We start from the raw sequence: 15069 nt of genomic DNA, 5'->3' as shown, positions 1-15069 counted from the left end.
TCTCCGGTGGGGTTTATGCGTACAGCGGATTGACCTTGTCGGCATTGATGCCGTACTTGGCAATAGCTTGGGCCACGCGCTCGCGCGGCACCTCGCCTTGCTCGGCCAGTGCCGTCAGGGCAGCGACAACGATGTAGTGGCGGTTGATCTCGAAGTGTTCGCGCAGTTTGCTGCGGAAGTCGGAACGGCCAAAACCATCGGTGCCCAGCACCTTGTAGCTGCGCCCTTGCGGGATAAAGGCACGGATTTGCTCGGCATAGGCTTTGATGTAGTCGGTGGAGGCGACAACAGGGCCGGTGCTGGTGTTCAGTTGCTGCGCCACAAAGGGCAGGCGGGGAGTTTCTAGCGGGTGCAGCAGGTTGAAGCGTTCGGCGTCTTGGCCGTCGCGGGCCAGTTCATTGAACGATGGGCAGCTCCAGACATCGGCCTGCACGCCCCAATCGACGGCCAGCAGTTCTTGCGCAGCAAAGGATTCGCGCAGGATGGTGCCCGAACCGAGCAACTGCACACGCGGGCCAGACACGCCTTGAGCGCCGGGCTTGCTCAGGTACATGCCCTTGATGATTTGCTCTTCGGTGCCGGGCTGTAGGCCGGGCATGGCGTAGTTTTCGTTCAGCAGCGTCAGGTAGTAGAAGACGTTGTCTTGCTTTTCTACCATGCGTTTCAAGCCGTGGTGCAAGATCACGCCCACTTCGTGCGCAAAGGTCGGGTCGTAGCTGATGCAGTTGGGGATGGTGCCTGCCAAAATGTGGCTGTGGCCATCTTCGTGCTGCAAGCCTTCACCGTTGAGCGTGGTGCGTCCCGAAGTGCCGCCGAGCAAGAAGCCGCGTGCCTGCATATCGCCTGCGGCCCAAGCCAAGTCGCCAATGCGCTGGAAGCCAAACATCGAGTAGTAGACATAGAACGGCACCATGATGCGGTTGCTGGTGCTGTAGCTGGTAGCCGCTGCAATCCAACTGCTCATGCCACCGGCTTCGTTGATGCCTTCTTGCAGGATTTGACCGGCTTTGTCTTCCTTGTAGTACATCACTTGGTCACGATCGACCGGGGTGTACTGTTGGCCCTTGGGGTTGTAAATACCAATTTGGCGGAACAAGCCTTCCATACCAAAGGTGCGGGCCTCATCGACCAAAATGGGCACCACGCGTGGGCCAAGGGCTTGGTCGCGCAGCAGTTGCGTCAAAAAGCGCACATAGGCTTGGGTGGTAGAGATTTCACGGCCTTCGGCGGTGGGTTCGAGCACGGCCTTGAAGGTTTCGAGCGAGGGCACGGTGAAATGCTCTTCGGCTTGGGTGCGGCGCTGGGGCAGGTAGCCGCCCAAGGCTTTGCGCCGCTCATGCAGGTACTGCATTTCTGGGGTGTCGTCCGCTGGTTTGTAGAACGGAATGTTCGCCAGTTCGCTGTCGGGCACCGGAATGTTAAAGCGATCGCGGATGTACTTGATGTCTTCGTCGGTGAGCTTTTTGGTTTGGTGGACGGTGTTGCGCGCTTCACCGGCCTTGCCCATGCCATAGCCCTTGACGGTTTTAATCAGCAGCACGGTGGGTTGGCCTTCGTGCTTGACGGCACGGTCAAAGGCTGCAAACACCTTTTGCGGATCGTGGCCGCCCCGGCGCAGGTTCCAGATGTCGTCGTCGCTCATGTGCGCCACCATCTCTAGCGTGCGCGGATCGCGGCCAAAGAAGTTTTTGCGCACATAGGCCCCGTCAAATGCCTTAAAGCTTTGGTAGTCACCATCGACGGTGTCCATCATCAGCTTGCGCAGTGCGCCGTCTTTGTCGCGGGCCAGCAAAGAATCCCACTCGCTGCCCCACAGCAGCTTAATCACGTTCCAGCCCGCACCCCGGAATTCGCCTTCGAGCTCTTGCACGATTTTGCCGTTGCCGCGCACTGGGCCATCGAGGCGTTGCAGGTTGCAGTTAATGACGAAGATCAGGTTGTCCAAGCCTTCGCGGGCGGCCAAACCGATGGCTCCCAGGCTTTCTGGCTCGTCCATTTCGCCGTCGCCGCAGAACACCCAGACTTTGCGGTTTTCGGTGTTGGCAATGCCACGGGCGTGCAGGTATTTGAGGAAACGGGCTTGGTAAATCGCCATCAGCGGCCCCAGCCCCATCGACACCGTAGGGAACTGCCAGAAGCCGGGCATCAGCTTGGGGTGTGGGTAGCTGGAGAGGCCCTGACCATCGACTTCTTGGCGGAAATTGAGCAGTTGCTCTTCGCTCAGGCGGCCTTCCAAAAAGGCGCGGGCATAAATACCGGGCGAGACATGGCCTTGGAAATAAATGCAGTCGCCGCCGTGGTTTTCGCTCTCGGCTTGCCAAAAGTGGTTAAAGCCGGTGCCAAACATGGTAGCCAGCGAGGCAAACGAGCCAATATGGCCGCCCAAGTCACCGCCATCGGCAGGGTTGTGGCGGTTGGCCTTGACCACCATCGCCATCGCGTTCCAGCGCATGTAGGCGCGCAGGCGCTCTTCAATCTCGATGTTGCCGGGGCAGTGCGTTTCTTGGTGCGCCTCGATGGTGTTGACGTAGGCCGTGTTGGCCGAAAACGGCAGGTCGATGCTGTGCTGGCGGGCTTCTTCAAGCAATTGCTCAATCAGAAAGTGCGCGCGATCGGGGCCTTCCTTGGCAATGACCGCGCTCAGGGCATCGAGCCACTCGCGGGTTTCTTGGTTGTCGATGTCGGGGCCGGTGCTTTGGGACTGGGGATCGGTCGGTGCTGACATGGTTTGTCTCCTATCGGTAAACCGTAAAGAAAGTATGCGCGCAAGGGGGTGCCGCTTACGCAGTTTCTCATATTTTCTGTGTAATTTCAAATAATGGCTATCAATATCGTATTGTGAAAAATTGCTGCAACTGCACATTTTTGGGGGCTGCTGCGGCCCCTGTGTTCCGGCCTACACTTGCTGCCTATGTTTCGACGCTTTCTGACCACGGCCCGCCAGCGCGGGGCCACTTTGCTGCGCCAGTGTGATGATTGGTGGCGTGGCCTGTCTCCCAGCCGCCAAGATCGGTTTGCTGCGCTGGCTCCACTGGCGGCAGTGCTGCTGTTTATGGCGGCCATCGTGGCGGCGTTTTGGTATTTGCGCACTGAAGAGGCCGAGCGCGAGCACGAGGCGCTGCGCCGCGATGTCGAATACGCCCAGCAGCGCGTGCGCCTGCGCTTGCTAGAGCGCCAAGAGCAGGTGATGCGCATGGCCCGCGATTTGTCCAACCAAGACTTGGCCGAAGATGCCTTCGGCCAGCGCGCTGAGGCGCTGGTGAACCAATATCCAGAGTTGCAAGCCATCACCTGGGTGGATGAATATGGCCGTACCAAAGCCAGTCAGGCAGCGCCTTCGCTACCAGCCGAGCTGACCCGTTTGCGCGGCGAGGTGCTGCAAGGCGATGAAACCGCACAGACCTTCGATTTGGTACGTGAGCAGCAGCAACCGGTGTATGCCCAGCAAACCGTCAAGGCCAGCCAGCCCGTGCCCTTGCTGCAATTGCAAGTGCCCCTCAATGTGCAGGGGCGTTTTAATGGCGTGTTGCTGGCCGAGTATTCGGTTGATAGCTTGATGCGCTACGGCACCCCGACCGAGGTGCTGGCCCGCTATGCCATCACTTTTTTGGATGCCAATGCGCAGGTGCTGGCAGGTACCCCGTTGGCCCCACGCACACGGGCCCTGCCTTGGGGAAGTATGGGCGTGCACGATGCCAACGCTTACGAAGTGTCGATCTCTCCGGTGGGCGATAGGCTGGTGCTGCGGGCGCAGGCTTACCGCACCTCGTTGGGTGTGGTGGGCAGCGGCCTATTCTGGCTCGTGGTCACGCTCAGCGCTATTACTGTGTGGATGTTGCTGGCTACTTGGCGGCACACCCGTCGGCGGATGCAGACACAGCTGGCGCTGGTGGCCGAAACCAATTTTCGTCGGGCCATGGAAAACTCGGTGCTGACCGGGATGCGCGCACTGGATTTACACGGTCGCATCACCTATGTGAATGCAGCGTTTTGCCAGATGACTGGCTGGAGCGAGGAGGAGCTGGTGGGGCAGTTCCCGCCTTACGCTTACTGGCCCGAGTCTGACTACGAACACTTGCAAGGTCATTTGCAGGATGAACTCTCAGGAAAAACTATGCCAGGGGGTATTCAGGTGCGAGTGCGGCGCAAGAATGGTGCGTTGTTTGATGCCCGGCTCTATGTCTCGCCGCTGATTGATGCCGTGGGCAAGCAAACGGGCTGGATGACCTCGATGACCGACATCACCGAGCCTAACCGTATCCGTGAGCAACTGACGGCATCGCATGAGCGCTTTACCATTGTGCTTGAAGCACTGGATGCCTCGGTATCGGTGGCACCGCTGGGCAGCCACGAGTTGCTCTTTGCCAACAAACTGTATCGGCAATGGTTTGGCTCGCAAACTGCTGGGCACCTGCAATTGGTGGCCCAAGCGGGGGTCTTGCCTGTCTCCAGCGCCAGCAGCGCTGAGGATGAAGACGGCCTGATGGGCTTGCCCACCGATTCCGTCACCAGCGCCCACACTGAAAATGCCGAAATCTACTTGCCCGATTTGGGTAAATGGCTGGAGGTGCGCTCGCGCTACTTGAGTTGGGTGGATGGGCGATTGGCGCAGATGGTGATTGCCACCGACATCACCCCCCGGCGCTTGGCCGAAGAGCAAGCCGCCCGCCAAACCGAGCGAGCGCAATCGGTCAGCCGCCTGATTACGATGGGCGAGATGGCCTCTAGTGTGGCCCATGAGCTCAACCAACCCCTGACCGCCATCAACAACTACTGCAACGGCTGTATCTCGCGCTTGCGCAACGGTCAGCTTAGTGAGGAAGCATTGCTCACGGCGCTAGAAAAAACCGCGCACCAAGCCCAGCGTGCGGGCCAGATCATCCAGCGCATCCGTGCTTTTGTGAAAAAAAGTGAGCCCAACCGCCAACTGGCCGATGTGGCAAAAATGGTGGCCGAAGCTGTGGAGCTGGCCGACATCGAACTGCGCCGCCACAACGTGCGCCTGACGCACCATGTGGCAGCGCGCCTGCCGCCGGTGATGGCCGATGCCATTTTGATCGAGCAGGTGCTCATCAACTTGATGAAAAATAGCGCCGAATCCATCGCCCAAGCCGACCGGCCCCCTTCGGGGCGAAGTGTGGAGTTGCGTGTGGTACCTAAAACCATTGAGGGCCAAGCGGTGGTGGAGTTTGCTGTGCAAGATACGGGCCAAGGCTTGGCCGAAGAAACGCGCGAGCGGCTGTTTGAAGCTTTTTTCTCTACCAAGCAAGAAGGTATGGGCATGGGGCTGAACCTGTGCCGCAGCATTGTCGAGTCCCACCAAGGCCGTATGCAGGCGCAGAACCTCTACAATGGTTCAGAGGTCACGGGCTGCCTGTTTTCGTTCTGGTTGCCACTGGCTGCACCTCCTAGTGACACTACAAACACTGTAGCAAACACACACCCCCCAAGGACAATTGCATGAGTTTGATTCCGAAAAAAGGCACTGTTTACGTGGTCGATGACGATGAGGCTGTGCGCGATTCGCTGCAATGGCTGCTTGAAGGCAAAGATTACCGGGTGCGTTGCTTTGATTCGGCCGAATCGTTTTTGGCGCGCTACGACCAGCGCGAAATCGCCTGCTTGATTGTCGATGTCCGTATGGGTGGCATGACCGGCCTAGAACTGCAAGACCGGCTACTAGAGCGCAAGTCGCCCCTGCCCATTGTTTTCATCACCGGCCACGGCGATGTGCCAATGGCCGTCAACACCATGAAAAAGGGCGCGCTGGACTTTATCCAAAAGCCGTTCAAAGAAGACGAGCTGGTATATCTGGTCGAGCGCATGCTAGAGCACGCCCGCGAAGCCTTTACCGATCAGCAGCAAGCTGCCACCCGCGAAGCCTTGATGTCCAAGCTCACCAGCCGCGAAAGCCAAGTGCTAGAGCGCATCGTGGCGGGCCGCCTGAACAAGCAAATTGCCGACGATCTGGGCATCAGCATCAAAACCGTAGAAGCCCACCGCGCCAACATCATGGAGAAGTTGGGTGCCAACACCGTGGCCGATCTGCTCAAGGTGGTTTTGGGCCAAAACGCGCCCAAAGCCTGACAGTAAGCCCTGCGTCCCCTTTTTATTTTTGATTCAACATTGCACTATGACTGCCCAACTCATTGACGGCAACGCCCTCTCCCAACAATTGCGCACCGAAGTCGCTGCCCGTGCTGCCGCCCTGAAAGCCCAAGGCACTACCGCCGGTTTGGCTGTGATTTTGGTGGGTGACAACCCAGCCAGCCAAGTGTACGTGCGCAACAAGGTTAAGGCGTGCAACGACGCCGGTTTGCACTCGGTACTCGAAAAGTACGACGCCAGCCTGACCGAGGCCGAACTGTTGGCCCGCGTCGAGGCGCTCAACAACGACCCATCCATCCACGGCATTTTGGTACAACTGCCCCTGCCCAAGCACATTGACGACCATAAGGTGATTGAGGCCATCTCGCCGCTCAAAGATGTGGACGGTTTTCACGTCGCCAGCGCCGGTGCCTTGATGGTGGGTGAAGTCGGATTTAAAGCCTGCACCCCCTACGGCTGCATGAAAATGCTCGAATCCATCGGCATGAAAGATTTGCGCGGCAAGCATGCCGTGGTTATTGGCCGCTCCAACATCGTGGGCAAACCGATGGCGATGATGCTGTTGGCGGCCAACGCCACCGTCACCGTTACCCACAGCGGCACCGCTGATCTGGCCCACCACACCCGCCAAGCCGACATCGTGGTGGCTGCCGTGGGCAAGCGCAATGTGCTCACCGCAGACATGCTCAAGCCCGGTGCTGTGGTCATTGACGTGGGCATGAACCGCAACGACGAAGGCAAACTCTGCGGCGATGTCGATTTTGACGGCTGCAAAGAAGTGGCGGGCTACATCACCCCGGTGCCCGGTGGCGTCGGCCCCATGACCATCACCATGCTGCTGGTCAACACGATGGAAGCGGCTGAACGGGCCGCTGGGGTTTAACTCTTTTTTACACGCGTTCCCTTGAACCTGTAGCCCACAACGCCATCTGAGCCCGCATGAGCAATCCCCTCCTTGACTTCTCCGACCTGCCCGCGTTTGATCGCATCACCCCCGCTGATGTCGCCCCGGCGATAGACACGCTGCTAGAGCAGGCTAACGCGGCGCTGGAAACCATCACCGCCCCCGATTTTCCGGCCCAGTGGCAGGCGATGGCCCAAGTGCTGGATGTGGCTACTGAGAAGCTGGGGCGGGCTTGGGGCGCTGTCAACCACCTCAACAGCGTGGTAGATACCCCTGAGCTGCGTGCTGCCTACAACGCCGTGTTGCCCCGCGTGACCGAGTTTTGGACGCGCCTAGGTGCTGATGAGCGCATGTACGCCAAATACAAGGCCATCGACGTGCAAACGCTCAACACCGAGCAGCGCCAAGCGGTAAAAAATGCGGTGCGCAATTTTGTTTTGTCTGGGGCTGAACTGACCGGCCCAGCCAAAGAGCGTTTTGCCCAAATCCAAGAGCGCCAAGCCGAGCTGCAACAAAAATTCAGCGAAAACGCCCTCGACGCCACCGATGCCTACGCCTACTACGCCAGCGCCGAAGACTTGGAGGGCGTGCCCGAAGATGTGCAACACGCTGCCCGTGCTGCCGCCCAAGCCGAAGGCAAAGATGGCTACAAGCTCACGCTGCGCATGCCTTGCTATTTGCCAGTGATGCAGTTTGCCCGCAGCAGCACCCTGCGCGAAAAGCTCTACCGCGCCTACGTCACCCGCGCCTCTGACCAAGCCCCGGCTGAAGCGCTGAAATTCGACAACACAGCCTTTATCCGCGAAATTTTGGCGCTGCGCCAAGAAGAAGCGCAATTGCTGGGCTACCCCAACTTTGGCGAGGTCTCGGTGGTGCCCAAGATGGCCCAATCGGCCACGGAAGTCATCACCTTCCTGCGCGATTTGGCCCAGCGCGCCCGGCCCTATGCTGAAAAAGACGTGGCCGATCTGCGCGCCTTTGCCGCCGACCATTTGGGCCTGACCGACCCCCAAGCGTGGGATTGGCCCTACATTGCCGAACGCCTCAAAGAGGCGCGCTATGCCTTCAGCGAGCAAGAGGTGCGCCAGTATTTTCTGGCCCCCAAGGTGTTGTCGGGGCTGTTCAAAATCATCGAGAACCTGTTTGAAGTCAGCATCCGGCCCGACAAGGCCCCGGTGTGGCACCCGGCAGTGGAGTTTTACCGCATTGAGCGGGCGGGCCAATTGGTCGGCCAGTTTTACCTCGATATGCCGGCCCGCACGGGCAAGCGCGGTGGCGCTTGGATGGACGATGTACGCACCCGCTGGCTGCGCCCCGATACCGGGCAACTGCAAACCCCGGTGGCCCATCTGGTGTGCAACTTTGCCGAAGGCGTCGATGGCAAACCTGCCCTGCTCACGCACGACGATGTCATCACCCTGTTCCACGAGTTTGGCCACGGTCTGCACCACATGCTCACGCAGGTCAATGAACGCGATGTTGCGGGCATTGCTGGGGTTGAGTGGGACGCGGTAGAACTGCCCAGTCAGTTCATGGAAAACTTTTGCTGGGAGTGGAATGTGCTTCAGCACATGACCGCCCATGTCGAGACCGGCGCGCCACTGCCGCGCGCGCTTTACGACAAAATGATTGCCGCTAAAAACTTCCAAAGCGGTATGCAGACTCTGCGCCAGATCGAGTTCTCGTTGTTCGATATGCTCTTGCACACCGAGCACGACCCCAGCCAAGACTTTATGCCGCTGCTGGGCTTGGTGCGCGCTGAAGTGGCCGTGCTGCAACCACCCGCTTTTAGCCGTACTGCGCACACTTTCAGCCATATCTTTGCTGGTGGTTATGCAGCGGGCTACTACAGCTACAAATGGGCCGAGGTACTCAGTGCCGATGCTTACGCTGCTTTTGAAGAAACCGCCAGCCCCGATGGCGCACACAGCCCCGACACGGGCCGCCGTTACCGCGAGGCGATTTTGGAAGCCGGGGGCAGCCGCTCGGCGATGGAATCTTTCAAGGCCTTCCGGGGCCGCGAGCCGAGCTTGGATGCGCTGCTGCGCCACCAAGGCATGGCCTGATGGATGGCTAGAAAGACTTTTACCATGCCACTTTCACACAACCTTCGTCCTTGGAGCATGGCCCTGTGCTTGGGCCTGTGTGCCGGTGCTGCACTGGCGCAGCCGGTGTACCGCGTCGTTGGGCCAGACGGCAAAGTGACCTTCTCGGACCGCGCCCCCAGTTTGGATACCCCCGCTGTGGGCGGCGGCAATGCCACAGCCGGTGCTGGCGCTGCTAGCAGCTTGCCGTTCGGTTTGCAGCAAATTGCCAGCCGTTTTCCGGTCACGTTGTATACCGGCAGCGATTGTGCGCCTTGCACTAGCGCTCGCAATTTTCTGGTGCAGCGTGGTGTGCCCTTTACTGAGCGTACAGTGTCCAGCAACGAAGACATCACTGCCTTGCAACGCCTCAGTGGCAGTGCCAGTTTGCCGTTTGGCACCATTGGTAGCCAGCAATTGCAGGGTTTTTCGGATGTCGAGTGGACGCAGTTTTTGGATGCCGCAGGCTACCCCAAACAGTCGCAATTGCCAGCGTCTTACCGTCGCCCACCGGCTACGCCATTGGTGACTGTCCAGCAAGTCCAGCCGCCATCGAGGGCCAGCGCCCCGGTGCAGCCCAGCAATGACCTGCCACCCAGCGGGCCCGCAGGGCCAGCACCGAGCAACCCCGCAGGCATCCGGTTTTAACCCGGTGCTGTTGCTGTTACCGGCTCAAGCCTTCCCCTGGAATGGTGCGCCGCTTCTTCAGCGCTACTTTGGTTTGCGCTGGGGGTAGATTGGCGCAACGCAGATTGCCCACAGGCAAGAACCATAGTGTCTCTTCTGGTGCTTTCTGTGGTGGAGTCATCCATTCTGGGATGTCTTCTGTGGCCTGATTGATCTGCTTTTGCTGCACTGCCACTGGTGCTGGATGAAAAAACGGGAACGGGCTTGGCGTGGGCGTTGCTGCTTTGGCGCTGGGCACCATACTGGGCAAGAAGCCAATGTTGCGCAGCACGGCCAGTTGCTCGGCTGGAATGGTGTCAATGGCGGTTTCGAGACGAAAGCGCCAGTTGCTACACCAGTAGCCGATGGGTTGCCCATCTTCTTGTTGTTCTAGCGGAATATCTGCATGGCCTTCGCGGGCGATAAATTTTTCGATCAGCGCAACGCGGGAGGCAAAATTGCTCAGGGCAACGGTGGGGATGGATTTTCCTTGCGACATGGTGGAGTCAAAGTGGCTTTCAGTGTAGCCACGGGGCATTAGAAAAAAATCTGCAATCTCAATAGGTGAGCCAAGTAAGGCTACGCCATAGATACCAGCATTTTAGACTGTGCCACAAATGTGGGTATTGGCACGGCGCACTGCCCTACGGGCAGGGCTGTGGTGGCGGGTTAGGCCGACGAACCGCGTTGGCCCACACTAGACTTGGCTGCAGTTTTTGCTTTGGGGGCAGGCAGTGTGGTGGGTGCAACCTGTGCTTGTTCTTGTGGTTTGGTCTGTGCCTGCTGCACATCAAACAAGCGATTGACCTCTTGGCCTAGACCAAAGAAGATATTGTACAGATGGTGGGTGTAGTCGGTGATTTTTTCAGTCATTGGCTGGAGGCTTTTGCTTTGCAGTTGCACCAACTCTTGCAAGCTCTTGACCTGTAGCAACTCTTGGTGGTGCTGGCTATGGGCTTGCAGAGAATTTTTGGTGTGCTGCAAATGCAGTTCAGTCAGTGATTGAATGCTAGACACATACTTCAGCGTTAACTCGTGCAGTGCATGGAGCTGTTGTTGCTGGAATTGGGAAAATTGTTCCGGTGTCATCATGGCGGAAAGAAAAATATATAAAGAAAAAGGGGCTACCCGCAATGTAGGTCGGTTGTGTGAAACAAATACGAAAACGCTGTGAGCGCTGGCTGCCAACGGGCTACTGTTACACCGCTGCAATCGGTTTGTCATAACTGGGGCCTAAGGTACAGCTTATGTACTGCGTCTGAGGATCTCTGCCATGCTGAATGCAAAATCCCTTACTGCCCCCCTGATGAGGCGCTAAGGCACCCCCATGTTTGCCAACCTTGTCAAGGCGGCTGCCCACGATAACGCTTGCCATGCGTGCGCGCAGGAAGTCCATGCCGTGCTTGATGACCATAGCCTTATGGCCCGGTTTCGTCCGGTGGCTGATTTCAGTCACTGTGATATTGCCGGATACATCGCCTCGGTGCGCGGCCCAGCAGGCATGTTGCGCGGTGCCTATGAAAGGTTGACACAAATTTCCGGCACCATTGGGCGCTTGCACCATTTCACCTGCGACGCCTTTGCCACAGTATTGGCGCAGTTTTTGGATTATGAATGCCGGGGCTTGGTTTTTGCCCCAGTGCCCAAAGGGGCCATCGAAACCTTTGGTTTGCCCTTGGCCAAAGAGTTGGTGCGCATTGCCCAAGCCTCAGCTATCGTGCCCGATAGGGTGGTGCTGATGGTGCCCGATGTCCGGGCTGATGCTTACCCTGAGGTGGCCCAGTGGCTACGCTATGTGCGCGCCCAAGGTCTGCGTGTTGCAGCCCGAACCTTGCTATGCCACAGTGCCGAGCAGCAGCTCTGGTCTCAGGCCGAGGTCGATTTCACCTTGCTCGACGAAGAAACCCTCGACAGCATGGATCTAGTGGGTGCCAACCCCTTGCAGCACCTCTTGCCTGTAGAGATACAACGGGGTCGCCAATTGCTCGCCAGTGGTATTGCCAACAAAAACGAACTGCACGCCTTGATGCAGATGGGTGTGCGTTATGGTGCCAGCCACTTTATTGGCCGCCCTAACCAAGTGCCCACACGGGCCTTGTCGGCGGCAGCACACAAAGCCATCACGGTCGGTCACCCCGAAACCGGTAACTTGGGTGCCAAGCCCAGCCGGGTGCTAGAGCGCTTGCTGATTAAATCGCCGCCAGTCACCCCCATGACTTTTGCCGGGGACGTTTTTGATAGGTTCGAGGGCAACCCAGACCTGCGCGCCGTGGCCGTGGTCGAGCACGGCAAACCCTTGGGGCTGATCTCGCGCTACGAGATGATTGATGTGATGGCGCGCTCTTTCCGCAAAGAAATTTTTGGTCACAAGCCCTGCCAGCGTTTTATGGACGATGAGCCGCTGATGGTTGATGTGGGTACCGCGCTCGAAGAGGTGGCCCATCTGGTGGTGGGGGCCGATCCCCGCCATTTAATCAGTGGTTTTGTAGTCACGGATTCTGGCCATTATTTGGGCATAGGCTGGGTGCAGGATTTGCTGCGCGAGGTCACCTCCATGCAGATGGAATCAGCCCGCTATGCCAACCCCCTGACGCAACTGCCTGGCAATGTGCCCATCAACCAGCACATTGACCACCTGCTAGGTTCGGGGCGAGAGCATTGCGTCGTCTATTGCGATTTAGACAACTTTAAGCCCTTTAACGATGTCTATGGCTACGCCAAGGGCGATGAGGTGATTAAGTTGACGGCCCGTGTGCTCACCCAAGCCTGTGCTGCCGACATCGACTATGTGGGCCATATTGGCGGCGATGATTTCATTCTGATTTGTTGTAGCCCCGATTGGCGTCAGCGCTGCCAAGCGGCGCTGGATAGCTTTGCGACGGAAATCATGTCGTTTTTTAGCAACGACGATTTGGAGCGCGGTGGTTACGTGACCGAAAACCGCAAAGGCCTACCTGAGTTTCATCCCCTGATTTCACTGTCTTTGGGGGCCGTGGAAATCAAAGCGGGCATGTTTACCAACCATCTGGAGGTGGCCAAGGTGGCCGCCGAGGTAAAGAAAAAAGCCAAATCCATACCCGGCAATAGCCTCTATATCAACCACCGCCACCCTTGAGTGCCCAAGTTATGCCGTGCGGCGCGCCCGTGCTTTGGCTAAAGCGGCGGCAATAGCGGCTTTTTTATCTGGTGCGCTGTGTTGAACAGTTGCGGTGGTGCTTGGTGCGTGAGCAGCTTGGCTCGCACTGGGCTGCGGGTTGAGGCGTTGTTGGTGCTGCCGGTAGCGTGTGTGGGCTTGCTGGGATTGCGCTGCTGACCATGCTTGCCAACCTGTGGCCGCACCGCTGGTGGGGTGCATATCGATGCAATCTACCGGGCAAACCGGAACACACAAGCCGCAGCCAGTGCAATGGTCGCTGAGGATGGTGTGCAACTGCTTGTTGGCCCCAACGATGGCGTCGGTGGGGCAGGGGGCCAAACACAGGGTGCAGCCAATGCACCAGGCCTCATCGATCACGGCCACGCTGCGCGGGCCTTCTGTGCCATGTACCGGATTGAGTGCCTGCATAGGCTGCCCTGTCAGGGAAGCCAAACGGGCAATGCCCTCGGCACCACCCGGAGGGCATTGGTTGATGGCCGCCTGTTCTTGGGCAATCGCCTGTGCATAAGCGGCACAGTCTGGGTAGCCGCAGCGCGTGCATTGCGTCTGTGGTAGCACAGCATCAATGCGCGCAGCCAGCAGCTGCCAGTTTGCTTTCTGCACCGTCACTGTACCGTGCTGCCTTTAGCCTTTGCGCGTGCGCCGGTTGTGTTTGACCGGTGCCTTGCTGGGGCTGGCAGTGACGGCCATTTGCAGGTTGTGCTCGGTTTCTGCTTGCTGAGGCATGGCCTCGGCAGCACCGCTAAAGCCCGTGCTGGTGCTGACGGCGGTGGCGGTATCGGCGGCAGCTACCGTGGTGGGGGCCGTAGGGGCTACCACCGGCGCAGCAACGCTGGAACCCGCCTGCTGGCTGGCCAGAATGAAGGCACGCACCTGTGGATAGACCACATCGCGCCAGCGCCGACCACTGAAAATCCCGTAATGGCCTGCACCTTGGGCTTCAAAATGCTGCTTGTGTTCTGGGGCAATGCCGCTGCACAGGTCTTGCGCTGCCTTGGTTTGGCCAGCGCCAGAAATATCGTCCAGCTCGCCCTCTACCGTCAGCAAGTGGGTGCTGGTGATGTCTTGTGGGCGCACGCGCTCTGGGGTGCCGTCGCTGGAGCGCACATCCCAAGTGCCATTGACCAGCTTGTATTCTTGGAACACGGTGCGGATGGTTTCAAGGTAGTAACACGCATCCATGTCGAGCACCGCGTTGTACTCGTCATAGAACTTGCGGTGTGCTTCGGCGCTGGCCCCATCACCCTTAATCAGGTCTTTGAAGTAGTCGTAATGGCTGACCATGTGGCGGTCGGGATTCATGGCGACAAAGCCGCTGTATTGCAAGAAGCCCGGATACACGCGGCGGCCTACCCCCGGAAAGTTGTCGGGCACACGGTAGATCACGTTGTTTTCAAACCATTCGTAACTGCGCTTGGCGGCCAAGTCGTTGACGGCGGTGGGCGAGTGGCGGGCATCGATTGGGCCACCCATCATGGTCATGGACAGGGGTGTTTTTTCGCCCCGGCTTGCCATTAGTGAGACGGCAGCCAGCACCGGCACCGTAGGCTGGCAGACGCTGATGACGTGGCAGTTGCCGTAAGAAGCTTGCAGTTGTTGGATGAATTCTTGCACATAGTTGACATAGTCATCTAAGTGGAATTCACCTTCCGACAGCGGCACCAAGCGGGCATTTTTCCAGTCGGTAATAAAGACCTTGTGGTCTTTGAGCATGGTGCGCACGGTGTCGCGCAGCAGCGTTGCATAGTGACCCGACAGTGGGGCCACGATCAACACCACCGGCTGCTGCTTGAGCTTGGTCAGTGTGGCCGTGTCATCAGAAAACCGCTTAAAGCGGCGCAGCTCGCAAAATGGTTTGTCGAGCGTGATGCGCTCATAGACAGCCACCTCAACGTCATCGACCATCACGGTCTTGATGTCAAACGATGGCTTTTCGTAGTCTTTGCCCAAGCGGTAGAAAAGATCGTAGGCCGCTGCAATGCGCTGCGCGGCTGGGGCCTGACTGAGCACCGAGCCGGGATTGCTAAACAGCTTGGACGACGCTTGCGCAAAGTCCGAAAACGGCTCCATCAAAGAGCGTTGGGTTTCATAGATCTTGTAGAGCATGGTGGCATCCTATTTTGTTGCACTGCAATATAAATGTTGCACTG

11 protein-coding genes are annotated in these 15069 nt (G+C 58.4%); 6 read left to right on the top strand and 5 right to left on the bottom strand.

The window, feature by feature from the left end:
* Nucleotides 1–13: 13 nt before the first annotated feature.
* Nucleotides 14–2725, bottom strand: coding sequence for a pyruvate dehydrogenase (acetyl-transferring), homodimeric type (gene aceE / locus BMX55_RS02565; protein ID WP_091452254.1), 2712 nt, complete (start codon nt 2723–2725; stop codon nt 14–16).
* A gap of 186 nt (nt 2726–2911) precedes the next feature.
* Between aceE and BMX55_RS02560 the strand changes: the two genes are divergently transcribed.
* Genes BMX55_RS02560 through BMX55_RS02540 form a run of 5 tightly spaced genes read left to right on the top strand, consistent with a single transcriptional unit; the run spans nt 2912 to nt 9744 of the window.
* Nucleotides 2912–5464: a PAS domain-containing sensor histidine kinase gene (locus BMX55_RS02560; protein WP_091453134.1), complete on the top strand. Its 2553-nt coding sequence runs from the start codon at nt 2912–2914 to the stop codon at nt 5462–5464.
* Nucleotides 5461–6087: a response regulator transcription factor gene (locus tag BMX55_RS02555; protein ID WP_091452251.1), complete on the top strand. Its 627-nt coding sequence runs from the start codon at nt 5461–5463 to the stop codon at nt 6085–6087. The genes BMX55_RS02560 and BMX55_RS02555 overlap by 4 nt, the downstream gene beginning before the upstream one ends.
* A gap of 46 nt (nt 6088–6133) precedes the next feature.
* On the top strand, nt 6134–6991 hold the full coding sequence (folD, locus tag BMX55_RS02550; RefSeq protein WP_091452249.1) for a bifunctional methylenetetrahydrofolate dehydrogenase/methenyltetrahydrofolate cyclohydrolase FolD: 858 nt from the start codon (nt 6134–6136) through the stop codon (nt 6989–6991).
* Between the two features lie 56 nt (nt 6992–7047).
* Nucleotides 7048–9078, top strand: coding sequence for a M3 family metallopeptidase (locus BMX55_RS02545; RefSeq protein WP_091452246.1), 2031 nt, complete (start codon nt 7048–7050; stop codon nt 9076–9078).
* A 24-nt stretch (nt 9079–9102) separates the two neighbouring features.
* Nucleotides 9103–9744 carry a glutaredoxin family protein gene (locus BMX55_RS02540; RefSeq protein ID WP_245751220.1) on the top strand — a complete coding sequence of 214 codons (642 nt, stop codon included), beginning with the start codon at nt 9103–9105 and terminating at the stop codon, nt 9742–9744.
* A gap of 16 nt (nt 9745–9760) precedes the next feature.
* On the opposite strand, the gene BMX55_RS02535 is transcribed toward BMX55_RS02540, so the two are convergent.
* Nucleotides 9761–10261, bottom strand: coding sequence for a helicase associated domain-containing protein (locus tag BMX55_RS02535; protein WP_177172807.1), 501 nt, complete (start codon nt 10259–10261; stop codon nt 9761–9763).
* Between the two features lie 170 nt (nt 10262–10431).
* Nucleotides 10432–10854 carry a phasin family protein gene (locus tag BMX55_RS02530; RefSeq protein WP_218144453.1) on the bottom strand — a complete coding sequence of 141 codons (423 nt, stop codon included), beginning with the start codon at nt 10852–10854 and terminating at the stop codon, nt 10432–10434.
* A 235-nt stretch (nt 10855–11089) separates the two neighbouring features.
* On the opposite strand from BMX55_RS02530, the gene BMX55_RS02525 reads away from it, so the two are divergent.
* The gene (locus BMX55_RS02525) at nt 11090–12877 is read left to right on the top strand and encodes a GGDEF domain-containing protein (RefSeq protein WP_091452232.1); all 1788 of its coding nucleotides are present in this window, start codon (nt 11090–11092) and stop codon (nt 12875–12877) included.
* A gap of 9 nt (nt 12878–12886) precedes the next feature.
* On the opposite strand, the gene BMX55_RS02520 is transcribed toward BMX55_RS02525, so the two are convergent.
* Entirely contained in the window at nt 12887–13522 is a 636-nt protein-coding gene (locus BMX55_RS02520) for an RnfABCDGE type electron transport complex subunit B (protein WP_177172805.1), read from the bottom strand.
* A 21-nt stretch (nt 13523–13543) separates the two neighbouring features.
* Entirely contained in the window at nt 13544–15025 is a 1482-nt protein-coding gene (locus BMX55_RS02515) for a polyhydroxyalkanoate depolymerase (protein WP_091452225.1), read from the bottom strand.
* Nucleotides 15026–15069: the final 44 nt, after the last annotated feature.

This window comes from Giesbergeria anulus (genome assembly GCF_900111115.1).
Taxonomy (GTDB): Bacteria; Pseudomonadota; Gammaproteobacteria; order Burkholderiales; family Burkholderiaceae_C; genus Simplicispira; species Simplicispira anulus.
The sequence above is the reverse complement of the archived record's forward strand: the minus strand, read 5'-3'. Positions and strand labels throughout refer to the sequence as shown.

Coding starts and splice junctions, on each gene's coding strand:
- aceE (WP_091452254.1), bottom strand. CDS start 2,725: ATGTCAGCACCGACCGATCCCCAGTCCCAAAGCACCGGCCCCGACATC.
- BMX55_RS02560 (WP_091453134.1), top strand. CDS start 2,912: ATGTTTCGACGCTTTCTGACCACGGCCCGCCAGCGCGGGGCCACTTTG.
- BMX55_RS02555 (WP_091452251.1), top strand. CDS start 5,461: ATGAGTTTGATTCCGAAAAAAGGCACTGTTTACGTGGTCGATGACGAT.
- folD (WP_091452249.1), top strand. CDS start 6,134: ATGACTGCCCAACTCATTGACGGCAACGCCCTCTCCCAACAATTGCGC.
- BMX55_RS02545 (WP_091452246.1), top strand. CDS start 7,048: ATGAGCAATCCCCTCCTTGACTTCTCCGACCTGCCCGCGTTTGATCGC.
- BMX55_RS02540 (WP_245751220.1), top strand. CDS start 9,103: ATGCCACTTTCACACAACCTTCGTCCTTGGAGCATGGCCCTGTGCTTG.
- BMX55_RS02535 (WP_177172807.1), bottom strand. CDS start 10,261: ATGTCGCAAGGAAAATCCATCCCCACCGTTGCCCTGAGCAATTTTGCC.
- BMX55_RS02530 (WP_218144453.1), bottom strand. CDS start 10,854: ATGATGACACCGGAACAATTTTCCCAATTCCAGCAACAACAGCTCCAT.
- BMX55_RS02525 (WP_091452232.1), top strand. CDS start 11,090: ATGTTTGCCAACCTTGTCAAGGCGGCTGCCCACGATAACGCTTGCCAT.
- BMX55_RS02515 (WP_091452225.1), bottom strand. CDS start 15,025: ATGCTCTACAAGATCTATGAAACCCAACGCTCTTTGATGGAGCCGTTT.